Consider the following 19,776-nt stretch of genomic DNA (forward strand, 5'->3'; position numbering starts at 1 on the left):
CACCGCTAAACACCCGCCCTCGCCTGCAGACTCAAGTGCGCCCTCTCCCCCGGCGCCAGGCTCGCCCCGGCCATCGCCGACTCCACACACACGAACCCCGACGCCTCGTTAAAGCTCACGCCCAGTAACGGCCGGCTGCCGGGGTGCCACACCACGGTGTCGGCGCTGTCGCCGGTGTCGATGCACAATTCGCGCTGCCAGGCATGGTCCTTGAGGTGCAGTTCACCCTCGTGCTGGAACACCCGCTGGCACCCGCCGTCCACCCGTAACTCGCCGTCCTGCTGGCACACCTGGCGATTGAGCTGATCATAACCTTGCGCCCCGTCGAGCCCAGACAGCGCTACCTCACCGACGTTGCCGATACGCCAATAGGCGTGCAACGCATGGCTCAACTGGCACGGCAACTCGTCCTGGTGCTCGGTACACAGGCGCAATTCCAGGGTGTCGCCCAAGTGCGCGTGCAGGTCGACCTGCCAGTCGCACAATTGCAATTGCCAGTGCAGGCGCACGCCATCGTCGTCGGTGCTGCTGTCGAGCAGTTTCCAGTCGATCAGCCGCGCCCAACCATGGGACGGCCACGCGTTTTCGCTCGGATGGCGCCCATACCACGGCCAGCAGACCGGCACGCCACCACGGATGGCGCCGACTTGCGGCCACTTGGCCGCACACCACAGCCAGGGTTTCTGGCCGCGCGGCTGAAAGTGCAGCAATTGCGCGCCCTGACGGCTGAACACCGCCTGGCACAGCGGATGGTCGATCACCAACACATCGCGCATCTGAAAGCGCTCCCAGGCAAACACAGGGCGTTCACGCAGGGATTTGAAAAAGCGTTGCAGCGGATGCTCATGCATGTGCCACGGTCCTGAATAACTTCACAGTGCTGCCCAAAAAAAAGCGGATAGCCATGGCTACCCGCAAAATGCGCACAGAGAGAAGGAGCTTATCGCAACAGCGTTAGAACGTAGACTGAATTTTCAGGCCGGCTACCAACGCGTTGTCGACTTTATCGACGCCACCTGGGTGGGTAACGTATTGCAGGTTAGGACGCACGGTCAGCCAGTTAGTGACGTGGAAGCCGTAGTTGATTTCAGTGTTGTACTCGGTGTCACGCAGCGGCGCGTAGCCCGCTTGGTCGTAGTCGGTGAAACCACCGGCTGCGTTCAGCAACTCTGCGTTTTTCCTCACGTCCTGGTTGACATGGATACGGGAGAAACCGATACCGACGTCATCTTTTGGACGCGCATCGAATGGGCCTTTGTACACCAGCATCAACGACTGATAGTTATCGACGAGGTTGGTGTCCTTGTCGTGGAAGGTGGCGTTGGCCGCGATGTTCAGGCCGCGCGAAGCGTCGCCGTTATGGGTGGTGAGTTGCTGCTGCACAACGCCCCAATAGCCGGATTTGCTGCTACGGGTACGGTAAGCCAAGCCTGTGGTGGCAGCATCGTTGCCGTTGACGTCTTCACGTACGTCGCTGGCATCCGCGGCGCTCTTGTAGTAACCCACGCGGTATTCGCCTGGCAGGCCATTGACCTTCGGCGACCAGACCAATTCCACCGGAATCACAGTGCCCTTGGTGCCGCTGCCGCTGAGCTTGAAGCCATTGCCGTGCTCAAGCTGCGACGGGTTCTGGTTGTACGCACCGATTTGTGCATACAGCTCAGGCGTGATGTTGTACTTCACGCGGATAGCGGCCTGCGCCACCGGCCAGTTGTACCAGGTATTGACGTAGTTACCCACTTGGGAACCGCAGAACGACAGGTTCTGGAATTCGCAAGGGAAGGTGTTGAAGTCTTCGCCTTCACCGAAGTAGCCGAGCTTCACGTCCAGCTTGTTATCAAACATCTGGTGCTGAATCCAGAACTGGGTCAGACGCACCATGTGGCCACGACCGTAGACTTCCATCGACGAACTCAGCGTGCCGGCACGCGGGTCACCAATACGATCGTTGGAGATGTTTTGGCCATTACGGTTAGTCAACTGGATCTTGGCCTGGGTGTTGTCCCAGCCCCACAGTTTTTGCAGATCCAGCGCTACGCCCAACCCGAACTGGTCGGAGTAACGGCCGGTCTTGTCGTCGTTATAGCCGCCGTGCAGGTTGGCGCCCATTTCCCCTACGTAGTCAGCCTTGATGTCGATACCTTGCTCGATCAGCTTGGTACGCTCGCCACCCCAATCACCGGTCATCCATTTGGAGTCGGCGCTGAATGCATCGGCCGCCATCGCATTGGCGGACAATACCAGGGCTGCTGCTGCTGACAGTTGGCAGATCAGCCGAGTGTTGTTGTGTTGCTTTTTCATCCCTACATCCTCGTCTTTATTGTTATTTAACTGTTTTTATCTAACGCGGGTTACTTTTTTTTAACCAAAACAACAAGTTATCTGCTTCAGCGGCCTTTGAATTGGGCCACGTTGTCGGCATGCCCGTGTGCAGGCAATGAGGCAGCAGTGCCCAAGCGTTCGCCGGTTTTGGCGTCGAACAGCAATACCTTGGCCGGGTCGAATTGCAGGGTCAGGGTCTCACCGACCTGCGGTGCAACGTCCGGCGCGAGACGGCAGCAGACCTTGGTGTCGTTGAGTTGCACGAACACCAACGTGTCAGGACCGGTCGGCTCAGTGACCTGGACTTCGGCACGAATGCTCGACGAACCATTCGCTTCGCCCGTGGCCAGCACTATTTGCTCCGGGCGCAGCCCCAGGATCACATCGCGATCTTCAAGGCCGGCGTCATTCATACCCAGCGGCAGCTCGCAACGGGCCTGGCCACTGTCGAGCAGCGCCACCAATTTGCCATCCTTGCGCTGCAGGCGCAGCGGAATGAAGTTCATCGGTGGTGAACCGATAAAGCTTGCCACAAAAAGGTTGGCCGGGTCGTTATAGATCTCTTTCGGCGTACCGAATTGCTGGATGATGCCGTCCTTCATCACCGCCACTTTGTCGCCCAGGGTCATCGCTTCGATCTGGTCGTGCGTGACGTAGACGGTGGTGGTTTTGAGGCGCTGGTGCATCAGTTTCATTTCGGTACGCATCTCGACCCGCAGCTTGGCGTCGAGGTTGGACAGCGGTTCGTCGAACAGGTAGATCTTCGGCCGACGCGCCAGGGCACGGCCCATTGCCACACGCTGTTGCTGGCCACCGGACAGCTGGCCTGGCTTGCGATTAAGCAAGTGTTCGATCTGCAGCAACTTGGCCACGCGCGCCACTTCGGCGTCGATATCCGCCTGAGGCATCTTGCGGATTTTGAGGCCGAACTCGATGTTCTCGCGCACGCTCATGGTCGGGTACAGCGCGTAGGACTGGAACACCATGGCGATGTCACGGTCCTTGGGGCTCATGCCGCTCACATCCTGATCACCGATCATGATGGCGCCGCCGGTAATGGTTTCCAGACCGGCGATGCAGTTCATCAGTGTGGATTTACCACACCCCGAAGGGCCGACCAGAATCAGGAATTCGCCTTCCTTGATCGACAGTTCGATGTTCTTCAAGGTGTCGGGCAGGCCGGCGCCATAGGTCTTGTTTACATTGCGAAGTTCAAGCGTAGCCATGATTACCCCTTGACCGCGCCGGCCGTAAGGCCGCGCACGAAATACTTGCCTGCGATCACATAGACCAGCAGGGTCGGCAGCCCGGCGATCATCGCCGCCGCCATATCCACGTTATATTCCTTGGCACCGGTGCTGGTGTTGACCAGGTTGTTCAGCGCCACCGTGATGGGCTGCGAGTCGCCGCTGGAGAACACCACACCGAACAGGAAGTCGTTCCAGATCTGGGTGAACTGCCAGATCAGGCAGACCATGATGATCGGCGTCGACATCGGCAGAATGATCAGCCGGAAGATGGTGAAGAAACCTGCACCGTCCAGTCGTGCCGCCTTGATCAGCGCATCTGGAATGCTGACGTAGTAGTTACGGAAGAACAGTGTGGTAAATGCCAGCCCGTAGACCACGTGCACAAACACCAGGCCCGTGGTGGTGCTGGCCAGGCCCATCTTGCCGAGGGTGAACGACGCCGGCAGCAGCACGGTCTGGAACGGCAGGAAGCAGCCGAACAGCAGCAGGCCGAAGAACAGCTGCGAGCCTTTGAAGCGCCAGAACGACAACACGTAGCCGTTCAACGCGCCGATGGCGGTGGAGATCAGTACGGCCGGAACGGTGATCTTGATCGAGTTCCAGAAGTAGCCGTCTACCGTGGCCCAGGCCTTGACCCAGCCAATGCCGGTGACCACGGTGGGCCAGCTCAGCAGGTTGCCGGTGCTGATGTCTTCCGGGGTCTTGAAGCTGGTCAGCAGCATCACCACCAGCGGCACCAGGTACAGCAGAACAGCGATGATCAGCACCGCGTAAATCGCGATGCGGCTCAGGCTGATGGACGGTTTGGAGGCGAGACTAGTCATTACGCTTGGTCCTCAGCTCGGAGTACAGGTAAGGCACGATGATCGCGAGGATCGCGCCGAGCATCAGGATTGCACTGGCCGAGCCCATGCCCATCTGGCCACGACTGAAGGTGAACGAGTACATGAACATGGCAGGCAGGTCGGACGAGTAGCCCGGGCCACCGGCCGTCATTGCGGCGACCAGGTCAAAGCTCTTGATCGCAATGTGCGCCAGGATCATCACCGCACTGAAGAACACCGGACGCAGGCTTGGCAGCACCACGCTCCAGTAGATGCGCGGCAGGCTGGCGCCGTCGATCTGGGCGGCACGGATGATCGACTGATCAACGCCGCGCAGGCCGGCGAGAAACATCGCCATGATGAACCCGGAGGCTTGCCATACAGCAGCAATCACCAGGCAGTAGACGACGCGATCGGGGTCGATCAGCCAGTCCAGGCGGAAGCCTTCCCAGCCCCAGTCACGCAGGAGTTTGTCCAGGCCCATGCCCGGGTTGAGCAGCCATTTCCAGGCCGTACCGGTCACGATCATCGAGAGCGCCATCGGGTACAGGTAAATGGTGCGGATAAAGCCTTCGCGACGGATTTTCTGGTCGAGAAAGATCGCCAGCGTCACGCCAATCACCAGGGTGATGCCGATAAACATGCCGCCAAAAACAGCCAGGTTCTTGCTCGCTACCCACCAGCGGTCGTTGTCGAACAACCGCGCGTATTGCGCAAGGCCTGCCCATTTGTAGCTTGGCAGGAACGTGGACGTGGTGAACGACAGAACGAACGTCCACAGGATGTAGCCGTAGAAGCCCACCAGAACGATGAACATGCTGGGCGCCAGCACCAGTTTAGGGAGCCAGCGCTGCAGTGCATCGAACGGCGAGGCCTTGCTGAACACAGCAACAGAACTCATGGGAAAATCCAATAGAAGAATAAAGGCCGCTGCAAGTTACAAGCTACAAGCGGCAAGACAGGCAGCACGCCACTTGCAGCTGTTAACTTGCAGCTTGTAGCTTATTTGGCAGACTTGATCGCAGCGCCCAGTTTCTTGGCGGTGTCGGCCGGGTCGGCTTTCGGGTCGTTGATGTAGTTGGTCACGACATCAAAGAACGCACCTTGTACCGCCAGCGTGGTGGCCATGTTGTGCGCCATGCTTGGCTGCAGGCCGCCAGTCTGGGCGTCGGCAAGGAAGTCCTTGGCCGCGGTCTGGGCGCAGGAGTCGAAGCCGAGCTTGTCCATTTCATGGAGCATGTCGTTTCGAACCGGGATCGAGCCTTTGTTGATGCTGAAGACTTTCTGGAAGTTTTCACCCAACACGACTTTGGCGATGTCCTGCTGGCCCGCCTGAGTGCCCTTGTCTTTCACCTTGAACACCGCCAGGGAGTCGATGTTGTAGGTGAAGGCTTTGTCGGTGCCCGGGAAGGCTACGCACTCGTAGTCTTTGCCGGCGACTTTCTTGGCCGCGGTCCATTCGGACTTGGCCCAGTCACCCATGATCTGCATACCGGCCTTGCCATTGATGACCTTGCCGGCTTCGAGGTTCCAGTCCTGGCCTTTGCCGTCGACGTCCATATAGGTCGCGACTTTCTTCAGCTCGGTCAGGGCCTTGACCATTTGCGGGCCGGTCAGCGCGTCATTATCCAGGTCGACCAGGGCTTTCTTGTAGCCATCGGCACCCATCACCGACAGAACGACGGCTTCAAATACGGTGCTGTCCTGCCAAGGCTGGCCACCGTGGGCAAGCGGAATAAAGCCCGCGGCCTTGAGCTTGTCGCCCGCTGCGTAGAATTCTTCGAGGGTGGTCGGGTTCTTGGTGATACCGGCTTTCTTGAAGACTTCCGGGTTGATCCACAGCCAGTTCACGCGGTGGATGTTGACCGGTACGGCAACGTAGTTACCTTCGTACTTCACGGTATCGGAGACTTTCTTGTCGAGCAGAGAGTCCCACTTTTCTTCTTTGGCGACGTCTTTGAGTACGTCGGTGTCGAGCAAGCCGGTGGACGCCCATTCCTGGATGTCCGGGCCTTTGATCTGGGCAACGCCTGGCGGGTTGCCAGCCACTGCGCGGCTTTTCAGCACAGTCATGGCAGTGGCGCCACCGCCACCTGCGACGGCACCGTCTTTCCAGGTGAAGCCGTCTTTCTCAACTTGGGCCTTCAGGACATCTACTGCCGCTTTCTCACCGCCAGAGGTCCACCAATGCACAACTTCAACCGTCCCTTTCGAGTCGGCGGCAAATGCACTGAGGGGAAACAACGAGGCAATGGAAATAGCAACGGCGAGGCGATTAATCGCGTTCATCTGAGTACCTTTTCTTGTTGTTATGCATGCAAGTCTAGAGCTTGCGCTGCACGGAGTTTAAACATGGATTTTTAAGACGCAGGTAACAAAGGGACGCACAAATGTCACCAACTGGTGACATTCATGCCAGCTCCGATTGCACTGGCCATGCTTGGCGCCAAGGGTAGCGCAGGCAGCAATACCGCTTGCCAGGCATGGTACAGGTCCGGTTTGCCACCCCAGATCTTGCTGCTGGGCTGGTTGTGCGGGCTGAGTTCGTGGTGCCAACTGCCGTGTATTCGGTCGATAAAGTGAGTTTCGCAAAACTCCCAAAAACACCGATACCAGGTCTCGTAATGCCGTTCGCCCGTGCGTTTGAGCAACGCCTGGGCAGCGGCGCTGGCTTCGGCGTGAGTCCAGTGCAGGCGCTCGCGCACCACCGGGCGCTGGCTCCAATCGAGGGTGTAGACGATGCCGGGAGCGCCATCCACCGCCCAGGCGTATTCACAGGCGCTGGCGAACAAGCCCCTGGCGTCGTTCAACAGCCACTCTGGCGTTGCCAGCCCGGCCTGCTGGCGCGCCGCTTCCAGATGCAGCACCAACCGCGCCCACTCAAAGCCGTGGCCCGGGGTGATGCCGTAGGGACGAAAGCCGTCGGCGGGGTTGTCCTCGTTGTAACCGAGCAAGGGTTTCCACTGCGCGTCAAAATGCTCGATCACCATGAACCGGTTGCCGGCGGCGTGCGTGTGGATGACGCGCTCGACGATGCGCAACGCGCGGTCCAGCCAGCGCGTGTCGCAGGTCACATCAGCCAGGGCCAGGAAAGCTTCGGTGGCGTGCATGTTGCTGTTGGCGCCGCGATAAGCCTCGACCGCGCTCCAGTCCTGGGCAAAGGACTCGAGCATCACGCCCTCCTCCTCGCTCCAGAAAAACTGGTCGATGATGTGCACGGCGTCATTCAACAGGCTCTGTGCACCGGGAGCACCGGCCACCACCGCAGAACTCGCGGCCAGGGCCACGAAAGCGTGCAGGTACGCGGCCTTGCCACGGTTGCCATCGACGGCGTTGGGGGTCGCGAACCAACCGCCATGCTCGCTATCGCGCAACGGGCCACTCAGGGCCGCAACGCCGTGCGCGACCAACTCGGCGTAACCGGGCAAGCCCATGGCGTGGGCCATGGCGAAGCTGTGGGTCATGCGGGCAGTGTTCATGGTTTCGGCGTGGGCGTCGGCCGGCAATTGGCCTTTGTCGTCCAGGTTGCCGAAGCCGTCCGGCAGGCGGGAGGCTTTGGCGAATGACAGCAGGCGCTGGCCTTCATTGGCGAGCCAAGCGTGATGGGCAGGTGCGTTCAGCCAACTGCTGGCAGGCAGTGGTTGCGTAGTCATGGGTAGCCCTTTTTATTTTTTGTGGGATGACCGGAGTCTAAACAAGGGCGAGGTAGGGGCAAGTAACGAAGGGGATGGGAAATGTCACCACCCGGTGACATTTCCCGCGCAGTGCTTACTGACCGAGCGGCGTAATGGCTGCCGGTGTATTCAGACGCTGATTCAGGTTCTGCACCTGGCTCTGCAACGTGGTGATGTTGCGCGTGGTCTGGATACGGAACACGTCGAACTCTTTATTGGTCGGCGCATCGCTATTGGCAGACGGGTTGTCCTGCGCGCTCTTGAGGACTACAAGGTCCTGCTCCAGGCGCGCGATGGCTGCGCTCGGATTGCCTTGCTTCTTCAGCGCAGCCACGTCGGCGGACAACTCCTTGACGTCGCCTTGTGCCGCCTTGAGGCCAGCCACGGCGTCCGTCAGGGCCTGCACCTGGCCCTGTAGCTTGGCGTTCGCACTCGACAGTTCGGCGGTGCTGGCGCTCATTTGCGCCAGGCGCTGATCCAGTGCGGTCGCCTGGCCGGCGACGCCGACTTGTTGCTTGCCTTGCTCCAGCAACTGGGTCTCCAACTGCTTGATCTGCAGCTTGAGCGCTTCGCTGCCGTTGTTCACGTTGGCTTCGCTGGCCACGACCTTGCCGGAAATGTCCTGCAGGCGCCCTGCCGCTTCTTCGCTGATACGCGCAAAGCTTTCCTGGGTGGCAACCAACTGCTGCCCCATCAGGGAAATTTGCTGGAAGCTCCACCAGGCAAGGCCCGCGAAGGCGATCAGCAGTGCGCCGACCAATGCCCACAGCGGGCCGGTGCTGGCGCTCTTGACCTTGACCACTGGCGTATTGCGCGAGCGCACGGACGTGGCGGGAGACGGCTCGAAATCATCGTCGTCCCCAAGATCGGCCCGCAGGCTGGGAACATTGTCGAAATCGTCTTTAGCATCGTTACGCATGAATCAACCCTGAATCGGTGAGATGGCGACCTGAAAAGCCGAGCGACGTGAGTATAAACCGCGTTCGCGCCGCACTGATCGACCCGGAACCGCGAATTCGGTTCCCGATGTGTTGCCGGTTGTGAGCTTACTTAAGCCCGGGATCCTGCGCTTTCCACCAACTGCAAAACTCGTCGAGGGCAGCCCACAGACTGACCTTGGGCTCATAGTCGAGATAATGCCTCGCGCGGCTGATGTCGAGGGTGAATTCTTTGTTCATCACTTGCATGCCCAGGCGCGACAAGGCCGGCTCCGGACGCCCCGGCCACATCGCACAGAATGCCTCGTTCAACGCGGCCACGCTGTAGGACAGGCCGTAGGACCGATAACGGGTAACCTGGGGCATGTCCATTTGGCGCATCACGTAGTTCACCACATCCCACACTGGCACCGGCGTGCCATTGCTGATGTTGTAGGCCTTGCCCAGCGCCGAACCGGTCGCCAGCAAACTGCTGAGTAACGCTTCATTGAGGTTATGCACACTGGTGAAGTCGACCTTGTTCAGGCCGTCGCCGACGATGGCCAGGCGGTTCTTGCGCTGCATTTTCAGCAACCGCGGGAAGATGCTCATGTCTCCGGCCCCGGTAACAAAACGCGGGCGCAGGGCCAGCACTTCAAGGCCGAATTCCTGGGCACCGAACACCTTCTGTTCCGCCAGGTATTTGGTGGCGGCGTAAGGATGTTTGAAGCGCTTGGGCACCTGTTCTTCGGTCAGCCCCAGGTGGTCGCGCCCGTCAAAGTAGATCGACGGCGAGGACAAGTGCACCAGGCGCCCGACGCGCTGCTTGAGGCAGGCCTCGACGACGTTTTCGGTGACCAGCACGTTGCCCTGATGGAAGTCCTGATACTTGCCCCACAACCCGACGGCACCGGCGCAATGCACCACGGCTTCGACATCACGGCACAGTTCGCGCACCAGGTCGGCATCACTCAAATCACCCTGGATAAACTCGGCGCCGCGCCGTACCAGGTGCTCTACACCTTCGGCGCGTCGCCCGTTGACCCGCACGTCCAGGCCCTGCTCCAGGGCGAAACGCGCAAAGCGTCCGCCGATGAAGCCGCTTGCGCCGGTGACCAGAATCTTCATGTAGCCTCCTACGGATGCAGCTGCCAGCGTCAAGCTTCAAGCCACAAGTTAAAAACGATCCGCAAGCTTTTCTCTTGCAGCTTGCAGCTTGACGCTTGTTACTGCTGATAGGGCACCAACCACTGGCCACACGCCTGGGCCAGATGGTCGGTCAACAGGCCCAACAATTGCCCGCCACTGCGCCAATGATGCCAGTACAGCGGCACATCGATGGGCTTATCTGGCAATAACTCCACCAATACGCCGGTTTGCAGTTGGTCGCGCACCTGTAATTCGGGCACGAGGCCCCAGCCCAGGCCGGCTTCGGTCAAACGAATAAAGCCTTCAGACGATGGGCATAAATGGTGCTCGAAACCGCCATCCACACCCAAAGAAGCCAGGTAACGGTGCTGCAGGAAATCATCCGGGCCGAACACCAGCGCCGGCGTTCGGGCCAATTGATCGGCACGCACACCCTGCGGAAAATGCCGGGCAATAAAGGCCGGGCTGGCCAGCGCCCGATAACGCATGGCCCCGAGCAGCAGGCTACGCGCGCCGGCCACCGGGCGCTCGCTGGCGCAGATACAAGCGGCCACTTCCCCGGCGCGCATGCGTTTGAGGCCGACGGTCTGGTCTTCCACCACCAGGTCGAGCAACAAATGCTGCTCGGCGCAAAAGCCGCTGACGGCCTCGGCCCACCAGGTGGCGAGGCTGTCGGCATTCAAGGCGATGCGCAGGCGCTCGGGCATGCCCTCCTCGTCCAGCGCCGGCACCTGGCTTTGCAGGTCGCGCTCGAGCAAGCGTACTTGTTGCACATGGTTGAGCAGGCGCCGACCAATATCGGTGGGTGTCGGCGGAGTGGCCCGCACCAGTACCGGTTGGCCAATGCGCGCCTCGAGCAACTTGATGCGCTGGGAAATCGCCGACTGCGACAGGCCCAGCACCTGGGCACCTCGTTCGAAGCCGGCTTGTTCCACCACTGCGGCCAGGGCAGAAAGCAATTTATAGTCGAACATCAGTTTCTCTAATGGGCGATCAGCAATATTTGTTTTTCTTATACAGCGTAGCCCGAGAGAATGACCAGCATGGCTTCTCTCTTTATTAAGGATCTTTCACATGGCTGGCGAAACCGCCCTGGCAACCTTGCTGCGCAGCATGAGCCCGCAGCTCAATGACGGCGACTATGTGTTCTGCACCCTGCCCGACCACCGTATTCCGGCAGGTTGCGAGGTGATTGGCAGCTTTCGCGAGCACGAAGGCCTGACGCTGATTCTGGAGCGTCAGCAGGCGGAGCAGGCCGGTCTGGCGTTCGAGTACGTTGCCGCATGGATCACTTTGAATGTGCATTCCGCCCTTGAAGCCGTAGGCCTGACGGCGGCGTTCGCCAGTGCACTGGGCAACGCCGGTATCAGTTGCAACGTGATTGCCGGCTATTACCACGACCATCTGTTTGTCGGCCGCGCCGATGCCGAGCGGGCCATGGACGTCTTGCGCCAACTGGCAGCGGACGCGGAGTAAATCCTATGTGGCAAAGCTATGTGAACGGACTGCTGGTGGCTTTGGGCCTGATCATGGCGATTGGCACCCAGAACGCCTTCGTACTGGCGCAAAGTCTGCGCCGTGAACATCACCTGCCGGTCGCGGCATTGTGCATCGTGTGCGATGCAATTCTGGTGGCTGCCGGGGTATTTGGCCTGGCGACGGTACTGGCGCAAAACCCTCTGTTGCTGGCGATTGCCCGCTGGGGCGGCGCGGCGTTCCTGTTGTGGTACGGCACCTTGGCGCTGCGTCGGGCGTTTTCCAGGCAAAGCCTGGGACAAGGGCAACACCTCAAGGTGCGTTCATTGCGCGCCGTACTGCTCAGCGCCTTGGCGGTGACACTGCTCAACCCCCATGTCTATCTGGACACCGTGTTGTTGATCGGCTCGCTGGGCGCTCAACAAACCGAACCCGGCGCTTACGTGGCAGGCGCCGCCAGCGCTTCGTTCCTGTGGTTTGCCACGCTGGCACTCGGCGCGGCGTGGTTGGCGCCCTGGCTGGCACGCCCCGCGACATGGCGCCTGCTGGACCTTTTAGTGGCGGTGATGATGTTCAGCGTGGCCTATCAACTGATCAGTGCTTGATGAATATTCCAAAACGCTCTGGAACCTCTATCCCACACAGTTGTTGCGTGGTTTTGCCGCACCCCCGGTGCTATGATCCGGACCCTGCGCCGCAAAGAGTACAAACTCCCCGGCGCTTGTTTGGCCGCCCGTGATCGGCCTTGCGCTCACCGCAACTGACCTGATTAGGAGAATCATCATGGCTTTCGAATTGCCGCCGCTGCCCTACGCACACGATGCCCTGCAGCCGCACATCTCCAAGGAAACCCTGGAGTATCACCACGACAAGCACCACAACACCTATGTCGTGAACCTGAACAACCTGGTGCCAGGCACCGAGTTCGAAGGCAAGACCCTGGAAGAGATCGTCAAGTCTTCTTCGGGCGGCATCTTCAACAACGCCGCTCAGGTCTGGAACCACACTTTCTACTGGAACTGCCTGGCGCCAAACGCCGGCGGTCAACCTACCGGCGCACTGGCTGAGGCGATCAACGCTGCATTCGGTTCGTTCGACAAGTTCAAAGAAGAATTCACCAAGACTTCCGTCGGCACCTTCGGTTCCGGTTGGGGCTGGCTGGTGAAAAAAGCTGACGGTTCCCTGGCCCTGGCCAGCACCATCGGCGCCGGCAACCCGCTGACCAGCGGCGATACCCCGCTGCTGACCTGCGACGTCTGGGAACACGCTTACTACATCGACTACCGCAACGTGCGTCCAAAGTATGTGGAAGCGTTCTGGAACCTGGTCAACTGGAAGTTCGTGGCTGAGCAGTTCGAAGGCAAGACCTTCACTGCCTAAGTAGCACTTGCAGTAGAAAGAGCCCGGCGATTGCCGGGCTTTTTTTATGGGAAATTTCCGGTAACCGCTGAGGACACATGGAACTGCCCAGCAGGCTTCGCCACTCAGGTGTCGAGAGGCTTGTCGCCTCTTTTCCATCCACCTCGGAGATTTCAGCATGATCGAATTAGCAGCATTGGGTGCCATGGCCCCCGTCGCCGCAGTAGCCCTGCCACTGGCCGCAAAAGCCGCAGAGGCCGGTATCAAGGCCGCAAGCGACGTAGCGAGTAAAACAGTGGAATTTGCCAAGGAAGCACTAAATCACGGCTCGCAGATAACGTTTTAAGCAGTAAGCCCCCATCGGTCCCAGAGCGGCGGACACCGATCCGTCGCCCTTCCAACAACGCCCGCCAACGCCCTCGCCCCCTTCGCCATCAATGTCCCTTTGACTGCCATCACGAGATTGCCAATACTCATGGCATATTGAGGCCACCCGCATGGAACAAGGAATGACCCTTTGAAGCTGGAACTCAAAAACAGCTTGTCGGTGAAGTTGCTACGGGTTGTGCTGCTGTCGGCATTGATCGTGGGCGTTGCGCTGAGCGTGGCGCAGATCGTGTTTGATGCTTACAAGACGCGCCAGGCCGTGGCCGGTGATGCCCAGCGCATCCTCGACATGTTTCGCGACCCGTCTACCCAGGCCGTCTATAGCCTGGATCGCGAAATGGGCATGCAGGTGATCGAAGGCCTGTTTCAGGACGACGCCGTGCGCCTGGCCTCCATCGGCCATCCCAACGAAACCATGCTCGCAGAAAAAAGCCGCGCGTTGCAGCAATCGCCCACCCGCTGGTTGACCGACCTGATACTTGGCCAGGAACGTACATTTACCACGGCGCTGGTCGGCAAGGGCCCCTACAGCGAATATTACGGCGACCTGAGCATTACCCTGGACACCGCCACCTACGGCAAAAGCTTTATTGTCAGCTCGGTGATCATTTTTATTTCCGGCGTGCTGCGCGCCCTGGCCATGGGCCTGGTGCTGTACCTGGTCTACCACTGGCTGCTGACCAAACCGTTGTCGCGGATTATCGAGCACTTGACCTCGATCAACCCGGACCGGCCCAGCGAACACAAGATCCCCCAGATCAAAGGTCACGAACGCAACGAACTGGGGCTGTGGATCAACACGGCCAACCAGTTGCTCGAATCCATCGAGCGCAATACCCACCTGCGCCATGAGGCGGAATCCAGCCTGCTGCGCATGGCCCAGTACGACTTTCTCACCGGCTTGCCCAATCGTCAGAAGTTGCAGGAGCAATTGGACAAGATCCTGATCGACGCCGGTCGCCGGCAACGTCGTGTGGCAGTGTTATGCGTAGGGTTGGACGACTTCAAAAGCGTCAATGAACAGTTCACTTACCAGGCCGGCGACAAGTTATTGCTGGCCTTGGCCGACCGTCTGCGCGCTCACAGCGGTCGTCTCGGCGCCCTCGCCCGCCTCGGCGGCGACCAGTTCGCCCTGGTGCAGGCCGATATCGACCAGCCTTACGAAGCGGCCGAACTGGCACAAAGCATCCTGGACGACCTGGAAGCGGAATTCGCCCTCGATCAGGATCACATTCGCCTGCGCGCCACCATTGGCATCACCTTGTTCCCGGAAGACGGCGACAGCACCGAAAAGCTGCTGCAAAAAGCCGAACAAACCATGACCCTGGCCAAGAGCCGCTCCCGCAACCGCTATCAGTTCTACATCGCCAGCGTCGACAGTGAAATGCGCCGACGCCGCGAATTGGAAAAAGACCTGCGCGATGCCCTTAGCCGTGACCAGTTCCACCTGGTGTATCAGCCGCAAATCAGCTACCGCGACCACCGCGTGGTCGGTGTGGAAGCGCTGATTCGCTGGCAGCACCCGGAACATGGCCTGGTGCCGCCGGACTTGTTTATCCCGCTGGCGGAACAGAACGGCACCATTATCCCTATTGGCGAATGGGTGCTGGACCAGGCCTGCCGACAGTTGCGCGAATGGCATGACCTGGGCTTTACCGGGTTGCGCATGGCGGTCAACCTGTCCACCGTGCAGTTGCACCACACCGAGTTGCCGCGGGTGGTCAACAACCTGATGCAGATCTACCGCTTGCCACCCCGCAGCCTGGAGCTGGAAGTGACCGAGACCGGCCTGATGGAAGACATCAGCACCGCCGCCCAGCACTTGCTGAGCCTGCGTCGTTCCGGGGCGCTGATCGCCATTGATGACTTCGGTACCGGCTACTCATCCCTGAGCTACCTGAAAAGCCTGCCTCTGGACAAGATCAAGATCGACAAGAGCTTCGTTCAGGACCTGCTGGATGATGACGACGACGCAACCATCGTGCGCGCCATCATCCAACTGGGCAAAAGCCTGGGCATGCAAGTGATTGCCGAAGGCGTGGAAACTGCCGAGCAGGAGGCTTACATCATTTCCGAGGGCTGCCATGAGGGCCAGGGTTACCACTACAGCAAACCGCTGCAGGCCCGCGAGTTAGCGGCTTATTTGAAACAGTCCGAACGCGACAACGCGGCGATTCTCTGACCTGACAAAACGATACTAAATATTTCCCTCGTATAAACCTTTACACAAAATGCAAATCTTTCGCATTATGTCGCAGTTTTTGCGCTCCCCCGCGCGCCCTATCAACAACCGAAGCAGGATGTTCGCCATGATTCGTATGCCCCTGGCCACCGCCAGTCTGCTGGCCATTGCCATTTCTCTCGCTGGTTGCGGCGAAGGTAAAGACAAGGCCGCCGCGCCGACCCCGGCTGCCAGCACCACCGCTCCAGCGGCTGCCACGCCTGCAGGCCAGGTCGACGAAGCTGCCGCCAAGGCCGTGGTCGCGCATTACGCTGACATGGTGTTCGCGGTGTACAGCGACGCGGAATCCACCGCGAAAACCCTGCAAACCGCAATCGACACCTTCCTCGCCAACCCGAACGACCAAACCCTGAAAGCGGCCCGTACCGCCTGGATCGCCGCTCGCGTGCCGTACCTGCAGAGCGAAGTGTTCCGTTTCGGTAACACCATCATCGACGACTGGGAAGGCCAGGTGAACGCCTGGCCCCTGGACGAAGGCCTGATCGACTACGTCGACAAATCCTACGAGCACGCGCTGGGCAACCCCGGTGCCAACGCCAACATCATCGCCAACAACGAGATCCAGGTCGGCGAAGACAAGGTCGACGTCAAGGAAATCACCCCGGAAAAACTCGCCAGCCTCAATGAACTGGGCGGTTCCGAAGCCAACGTCGCCACCGGCTACCACGCCATTGAATTCCTGCTCTGGGGCCAGGATCTCAACGGCACCGGCCCTGGCGCGGGCAACCGCCCGGCGTCGGACTACATGACCGGCGACGGCGCAACCGGCGGTCACAACGAGCGCCGTCGCACCTACCTGCGTGCCGTGACTCAGTTGCTGGTCAGCGACCTGGAAGAAATGGTCGGCAACTGGAAGCCCAACGTCGAAGACAACTACCGCGCCACCCTGGAGGCAGAACCTGCCACCGACGGCCTGCGCAAAATGTTGTTCGGCATGGGCAGCCTGTCCCTGGGCGAGCTGGCCGGTGAGCGCATGAAGGTGTCCCTGGAAGCCAACTCGCCGGAAGACGAACAGGATTGCTTCAGCGATAACACCCACAACTCGCACTTCTACGACGCCAAGGGCATTCGCAACGTCTACCTGGGCGAGTACACCCGCACCGACGGCACCAAGATGACCGGCGCCAGCCTGTCGTCCCTGGTGGCCAAGGCTGACCCGGCGGCCGACGCGGCGCTGAAGGCTGACCTTGCGGCCACTGAAGCGAAGATTCAGGTCATGGTGGACCACGCCAACAACGGCGAGCATTACGACCAGCTGATTGCTGCGGGTAACGATGCAGGCAACCAGATCGTGCGTGACGCGATTGCGGCCTTGGTCAAGCAGACCGGGGCGATTGAAACAGCTGCGGGCAAGCTGGGCATCAGCGACTTGAACCCGGATAACGCTGATCACGAGTTCTGATCAGTGCTGGATTAAATGAGGCGGCCTTCGGGTCGCCTTTTTTGTGCCTGCCTTCCAGGCCTCGTCAAACGCCACAGAGCTTGTGTGGGAGCGGGCTCGCTCGCGAATACGGCGTGTCAGCCAATTGATTTCTCACTGAACCACCGCCTTCGCGAGCAAGCCCGCTCCCACATTTTACCGCGTCGCCTTTGAGCCCTCGGTTTACGCAGGTAGAATGGCGCCTTTAACCGTCACTCCGAGCAAATTTCATGGCGTTGCCGACCCTACGTATCATCGGTTTTATCCTCGGCATCTTCCTGATCACACTCGCGATCGCCATGGTCGTCCCGATGGCCACCCTGGTGATATTCGAACGCACCAGCGACCTGCCCTCATTCCTCTGGGCCAGCCTGATTACCTTCCTCGCCGGCCTGGCCCTGGTCCTCCCCGGCCGCCCCGAGCACATACACCTGCGCCCCCGGGACATGTACCTGCTGACCGTCAGCAGTTGGCTGGTGGTATGCATCTTCGCCGCGCTGCCGTTTTTGCTGACCCAGCACATCAGCTACACCGACTCGTTCTTTGAAAGCATGTCGGGCATCACCGCCACCGGCTCCACCGTGTTGAGCGGGCTGGACAGCATGTCTCCCGGCATTCTGATATGGCGCTCGCTGCTGCACTGGCTTGGCGGCATTGGCTTTATCGGCATGGCGGTGGCGATCCTGCCGCTGCTGCGCATTGGTGGCATGCGCCTGTTCCAGACCGAATCCTCGGACCGCTCGGAAAAGGTCATGCCACGCTCGCACATGGTGGCGCGGCTGATCGTGGCGGCGTATGTGGGCATCACCATCCTCGGCAGCCTCGCATTCTGGTGGGCCGGGATGGGCCTGTTCGATGCGATCAACCACGCGATGTCAGCAATTTCCACCGGTGGTTTTTCGACTTCCGATGAATCCCTGGCCCACTGGAAACAACCGGCTGTGCACTGGGTAGCGGTGGTTGTGATGATCCTCGGCAGCTTACCGTTCACCTTGTATGTCGCGACATTGCGCGGCAATCGCCGGGCGCTGATCAAGGATCAGCAGGTGCAAGGCTTGCTCGGGCTGTTGGTCGTGACCTGGCTGGTACTCGGTACCTGGTACTGGTGGACCACCGATTTGCATTGGCTCGACGCGCTGCGCCATGTAGCGGTTAACGTTACCTCAGTGGTCACCACCACCGGCTTCGCGCTGGGGGACTACAGCATCTGGGGCAACTTCTCACTGATGTTGTTCTTCTACTTGGGCTTTGTCGGCGGCTGCTCGGGCTCTACGGCGGGCGGTATCAAGATCTTCCGGTTCCAGGTCGCGTATATCCTGCTCAAGGCCAACTTGAACCAGTTGATTCATCCGCGTGCCGTGATCAAGCAGAAGTACAACGGCCACCGTCTCGACGAAGAGATCGTGCGGTCGATTCTGACTTTCTCGTTTTTCTTCGCCATCACCATTTGTGCAATCGCACTGGCCCTTTCGCTGCTGGGGCTGGACTGGATGACCGCGTTGACGGGCGCCGCCAGTACCGTATCGGGTGTAGGCCCGGGCCTGGGCGAAACCATCGGCCCGGCCGGTAACTTCGCCAGCCTGCCGGATGCGGCCAAGTGGATCTTGTCGCTCGGCATGCTGCTGGGGCGACTGGAGATTATTACAGTCTTTGTTCTGTGCATTCCGGCGTTTTGGCGCCACTGACCGTCGGCGCTCGCAGCAGCCGCGTCCGGTATTCGCCGGGCGTGGCGTCGAACCAGCGGCGAAAGGCGCGGAAGAAATTGCTCGGGTCAGCAAAGCCCAACAGGTAGGCAATTTCCAGCAAGGTCATACTCGGCTGCGCGAGGTACTGCTCGGCGAGTTCGCGGCGCGTGTCGTCGAGCAACGTCTGGAAACTGGTGCCCTCTTCCTGCAAACGCCGCTGCAAGGTGCGCTGGGACAGGTGCAAGGTCTGGGCGACCACTTCGCGCTTGGGTTCGCCCTGGGGTAGCAGGCGGCACAACACCTGGCGCGCCTTGTGGGTCACGCGGCTCTCGGAAAACCGTGCCAGGTACTCACCGGCAAACCGATCGTGCAACAGCGCCATGGCCTCGTTGGCCGTGGGCAGCGGTTCATCCATGTCAGCCTGCTCGAAAATCAGCGCGTCATAGGGCGCATTGAACTCAAGGGGGGCGTGGAAGGCTTGCTTGTAGGGCGCGAGGTCTGCCGGTTGCTCACCTTGTAACATCACCTTGCGTGGTTGCAGGGTGCGGCCGGTCAACCAGCCGCACAGCGCCAGTGCACTGGCCAGCGAGGCTTCGGCACTTTGTCGGGTGGGCGGGAGGTGATCGCCGTGCACCGTCAGAATCAGCGCATAGCCTTCAGGTAACAGTCGGAAACTCAGGTCGGCGCTTTCGGCAATGATCCGCTGATAGCGCACCAGGCGCATAAAGCCTTCGGCCAGGGTGTTGCTGGACATCAAGGCATAACCGGCCACATGAAACGACGCCGGGCGCACCACCTTGCCCATGTTCAGGCCAATCGCCGGGTTGCCCGACAGCTCCACCGCGCGTTGCCAGAGGCGAGTCATGGAGTCCTGGGGGAAACGTGCATCGGGGTCACTGAGGGCGGCGTAGTCCAGGCCGAGTTGCTTGAACAAGACGCGGCAATCCAGCCCGTCCATTTCCAACGCCTTGACTATCCCCAGCGCCCAGCTTGCAGAAGTTGTTCGTTCGCTCATGGCGTCTTCTTAAAAAAGCAGGCTTAAACGGCAGCCAGGAAGCCAAGGATACTAAA

General features: G+C 60.1%; 18 protein-coding genes. 7 read left to right on the forward strand and 11 right to left on the reverse strand.

The features are described from left to right. Window positions 1-5 precede the first annotated feature (5 nt). The 10 genes from ACDZ94_RS01570 to ACDZ94_RS01615 all read right to left on the reverse strand — a co-directional run bounded on the left by ACDZ94_RS01570 (window position 6) and on the right by ACDZ94_RS01615 (window position 11,110). A complete protein-coding gene (locus ACDZ94_RS01570) occupies window positions 6-851 on the reverse strand; it encodes a D-hexose-6-phosphate mutarotase (RefSeq protein WP_064453870.1) in 846 nt (281 codons plus the stop codon). Between the two features lie 103 nt (window positions 852-954). Continuing rightward, window positions 955-2,301, reverse strand: a complete 1,347-nt coding sequence (locus ACDZ94_RS01575; protein ID WP_221295543.1) for a carbohydrate porin — start codon at window positions 2,299-2,301, stop codon at window positions 955-957. Window positions 2,302-2,387: 86 nt separating this feature from the next. Then, window positions 2,388-3,548 carry an ABC transporter ATP-binding protein gene (locus ACDZ94_RS01580; RefSeq protein WP_064453872.1) on the reverse strand — a complete coding sequence of 387 codons (1,161 nt, stop codon included), beginning with the start codon at window positions 3,546-3,548 and terminating at the stop codon, window positions 2,388-2,390. 2 nt (window positions 3,549-3,550) lie between these two features. Beyond that, a complete protein-coding gene (locus ACDZ94_RS01585; protein WP_064453873.1) occupies window positions 3,551-4,396 on the reverse strand; it encodes a carbohydrate ABC transporter permease in 846 nt (281 codons plus the stop codon). Then, window positions 4,389-5,297 carry a carbohydrate ABC transporter permease gene (locus ACDZ94_RS01590; RefSeq protein WP_053257700.1) on the reverse strand — a complete coding sequence of 303 codons (909 nt, stop codon included), beginning with the start codon at window positions 5,295-5,297 and terminating at the stop codon, window positions 4,389-4,391. The genes ACDZ94_RS01585 and ACDZ94_RS01590 overlap by 8 nt, the downstream gene beginning before the upstream one ends. Window positions 5,298-5,398: 101 nt before the next feature. Further along, window positions 5,399-6,685 carry an ABC transporter substrate-binding protein gene (locus ACDZ94_RS01595; RefSeq protein ID WP_221295545.1) on the reverse strand — a complete coding sequence of 429 codons (1,287 nt, stop codon included), beginning with the start codon at window positions 6,683-6,685 and terminating at the stop codon, window positions 5,399-5,401. Between the two features lie 104 nt (window positions 6,686-6,789). Beyond that, window positions 6,790-8,049: an AGE family epimerase/isomerase gene (locus ACDZ94_RS01600; protein ID WP_432750985.1), complete on the reverse strand. Its 1,260-nt coding sequence runs from the start codon at window positions 8,047-8,049 to the stop codon at window positions 6,790-6,792. Between the two features lie 115 nt (window positions 8,050-8,164). After that, on the reverse strand, window positions 8,165-8,989 hold the full coding sequence (locus ACDZ94_RS01605) for an ATPase (protein WP_432750986.1): 825 nt from the start codon (window positions 8,987-8,989) through the stop codon (window positions 8,165-8,167). A gap of 127 nt (window positions 8,990-9,116) precedes the next feature. Next, the gene (locus tag ACDZ94_RS01610; RefSeq protein ID WP_432750987.1) at window positions 9,117-10,115 is read right to left on the reverse strand and encodes an NAD-dependent epimerase/dehydratase family protein; all 999 of its coding nucleotides are present in this window, start codon (window positions 10,113-10,115) and stop codon (window positions 9,117-9,119) included. Window positions 10,116-10,213: 98 nt separating this feature from the next. Further along, on the reverse strand, window positions 10,214-11,110 hold the full coding sequence (locus ACDZ94_RS01615) for a LysR family transcriptional regulator ArgP (protein ID WP_064453878.1): 897 nt from the start codon (window positions 11,108-11,110) through the stop codon (window positions 10,214-10,216). A gap of 100 nt (window positions 11,111-11,210) precedes the next feature. Here ACDZ94_RS01615 and ACDZ94_RS01620 point away from each other — a divergent pair, with 100 nt between their 5' ends. From ACDZ94_RS01620 to ACDZ94_RS01650, 7 genes are all read left to right on the forward strand, one after another. Next, window positions 11,211-11,612 carry an ACT domain-containing protein gene (locus tag ACDZ94_RS01620; protein WP_221295549.1) on the forward strand — a complete coding sequence of 134 codons (402 nt, stop codon included), beginning with the start codon at window positions 11,211-11,213 and terminating at the stop codon, window positions 11,610-11,612. A gap of 5 nt (window positions 11,613-11,617) precedes the next feature. After that, the gene (locus ACDZ94_RS01625) at window positions 11,618-12,217 is read left to right on the forward strand and encodes a LysE/ArgO family amino acid transporter (protein ID WP_064453880.1); all 600 of its coding nucleotides are present in this window, start codon (window positions 11,618-11,620) and stop codon (window positions 12,215-12,217) included. 178 nt (window positions 12,218-12,395) lie between these two features. Next, complete coding sequence (locus ACDZ94_RS01630; RefSeq protein WP_003212997.1) at window positions 12,396-12,992, forward strand: superoxide dismutase; 597 nt, start codon at window positions 12,396-12,398, stop codon at window positions 12,990-12,992. 157 nt (window positions 12,993-13,149) lie between these two features. Further along, window positions 13,150-13,317 (forward strand): hypothetical protein, encoded by a 168-nt coding sequence (locus tag ACDZ94_RS01635; RefSeq protein WP_156526303.1) that lies wholly within the window; start codon window positions 13,150-13,152, stop codon window positions 13,315-13,317. 171 nt (window positions 13,318-13,488) lie between these two features. Continuing rightward, window positions 13,489-15,540, forward strand: a complete 2,052-nt coding sequence (locus ACDZ94_RS01640) for a putative bifunctional diguanylate cyclase/phosphodiesterase (protein ID WP_064453881.1) — start codon at window positions 13,489-13,491, stop codon at window positions 15,538-15,540. 127 nt (window positions 15,541-15,667) lie between these two features. After that, on the forward strand, window positions 15,668-17,002 hold the full coding sequence (locus ACDZ94_RS01645; protein WP_064453882.1) for an imelysin family protein: 1,335 nt from the start codon (window positions 15,668-15,670) through the stop codon (window positions 17,000-17,002). Window positions 17,003-17,250: 248 nt separating this feature from the next. Further along, window positions 17,251-18,705 carry a TrkH family potassium uptake protein gene (locus ACDZ94_RS01650; RefSeq protein ID WP_064453883.1) on the forward strand — a complete coding sequence of 485 codons (1,455 nt, stop codon included), beginning with the start codon at window positions 17,251-17,253 and terminating at the stop codon, window positions 18,703-18,705. Here ACDZ94_RS01650 and ACDZ94_RS01655 read toward each other — a convergent pair. Then, the gene (locus ACDZ94_RS01655; RefSeq protein WP_064453884.1) at window positions 18,662-19,720 is read right to left on the reverse strand and encodes an AraC family transcriptional regulator; all 1,059 of its coding nucleotides are present in this window, start codon (window positions 19,718-19,720) and stop codon (window positions 18,662-18,664) included. The genes ACDZ94_RS01650 and ACDZ94_RS01655 overlap by 44 nt on opposite strands. Window positions 19,721-19,776 lie beyond the last annotated feature (56 nt).

It is taken from the genome of Pseudomonas sp. UBT, assembly GCF_050915955.1.
Taxonomy (GTDB): domain Bacteria; phylum Pseudomonadota; class Gammaproteobacteria; order Pseudomonadales; family Pseudomonadaceae; genus Aquipseudomonas; species Aquipseudomonas antarctica_A.

Excerpts from the sequence above, each read along its gene's own strand:
- ACDZ94_RS01605 (WP_432750986.1), bottom strand. The coding sequence starts at position 8,989 with ATGCGTAACGATGCTAAAGACGATTTCGACAATGTTCCCAGCCTGCGG.
- ACDZ94_RS01635 (WP_156526303.1), top strand. The coding sequence starts at position 13,150 with ATGATCGAATTAGCAGCATTGGGTGCCATGGCCCCCGTCGCCGCAGTA.
- ACDZ94_RS01600 (WP_432750985.1), bottom strand. The coding sequence starts at position 8,049 with ATGACTACGCAACCACTGCCTGCCAGCAGTTGGCTGAACGCACCTGCC.
- ACDZ94_RS01630 (WP_003212997.1), top strand. The coding sequence starts at position 12,396 with ATGGCTTTCGAATTGCCGCCGCTGCCCTACGCACACGATGCCCTGCAG.
- ACDZ94_RS01620 (WP_221295549.1), top strand. The coding sequence starts at position 11,211 with ATGGCTGGCGAAACCGCCCTGGCAACCTTGCTGCGCAGCATGAGCCCG.
- ACDZ94_RS01585 (WP_064453873.1), bottom strand. The coding sequence starts at position 4,396 with ATGACTAGTCTCGCCTCCAAACCGTCCATCAGCCTGAGCCGCATCGCG.
- ACDZ94_RS01580 (WP_064453872.1), bottom strand. The coding sequence starts at position 3,548 with ATGGCTACGCTTGAACTTCGCAATGTAAACAAGACCTATGGCGCCGGC.
- ACDZ94_RS01570 (WP_064453870.1), bottom strand. The coding sequence starts at position 851 with ATGCATGAGCATCCGCTGCAACGCTTTTTCAAATCCCTGCGTGAACGC.
- ACDZ94_RS01595 (WP_221295545.1), bottom strand. The coding sequence starts at position 6,685 with ATGAACGCGATTAATCGCCTCGCCGTTGCTATTTCCATTGCCTCGTTG.
- ACDZ94_RS01645 (WP_064453882.1), top strand. The coding sequence starts at position 15,668 with ATGATTCGTATGCCCCTGGCCACCGCCAGTCTGCTGGCCATTGCCATT.
- ACDZ94_RS01575 (WP_221295543.1), bottom strand. The coding sequence starts at position 2,301 with ATGAAAAAGCAACACAACAACACTCGGCTGATCTGCCAACTGTCAGCA.
- ACDZ94_RS01655 (WP_064453884.1), bottom strand. The coding sequence starts at position 19,720 with ATGAGCGAACGAACAACTTCTGCAAGCTGGGCGCTGGGGATAGTCAAG.
- ACDZ94_RS01625 (WP_064453880.1), top strand. The coding sequence starts at position 11,618 with ATGTGGCAAAGCTATGTGAACGGACTGCTGGTGGCTTTGGGCCTGATC.
- ACDZ94_RS01615 (WP_064453878.1), bottom strand. The coding sequence starts at position 11,110 with ATGTTCGACTATAAATTGCTTTCTGCCCTGGCCGCAGTGGTGGAACAA.
- ACDZ94_RS01610 (WP_432750987.1), bottom strand. The coding sequence starts at position 10,115 with ATGAAGATTCTGGTCACCGGCGCAAGCGGCTTCATCGGCGGACGCTTT.
- ACDZ94_RS01590 (WP_053257700.1), bottom strand. The coding sequence starts at position 5,297 with ATGAGTTCTGTTGCTGTGTTCAGCAAGGCCTCGCCGTTCGATGCACTG.
- ACDZ94_RS01650 (WP_064453883.1), top strand. The coding sequence starts at position 17,251 with ATGGCGTTGCCGACCCTACGTATCATCGGTTTTATCCTCGGCATCTTC.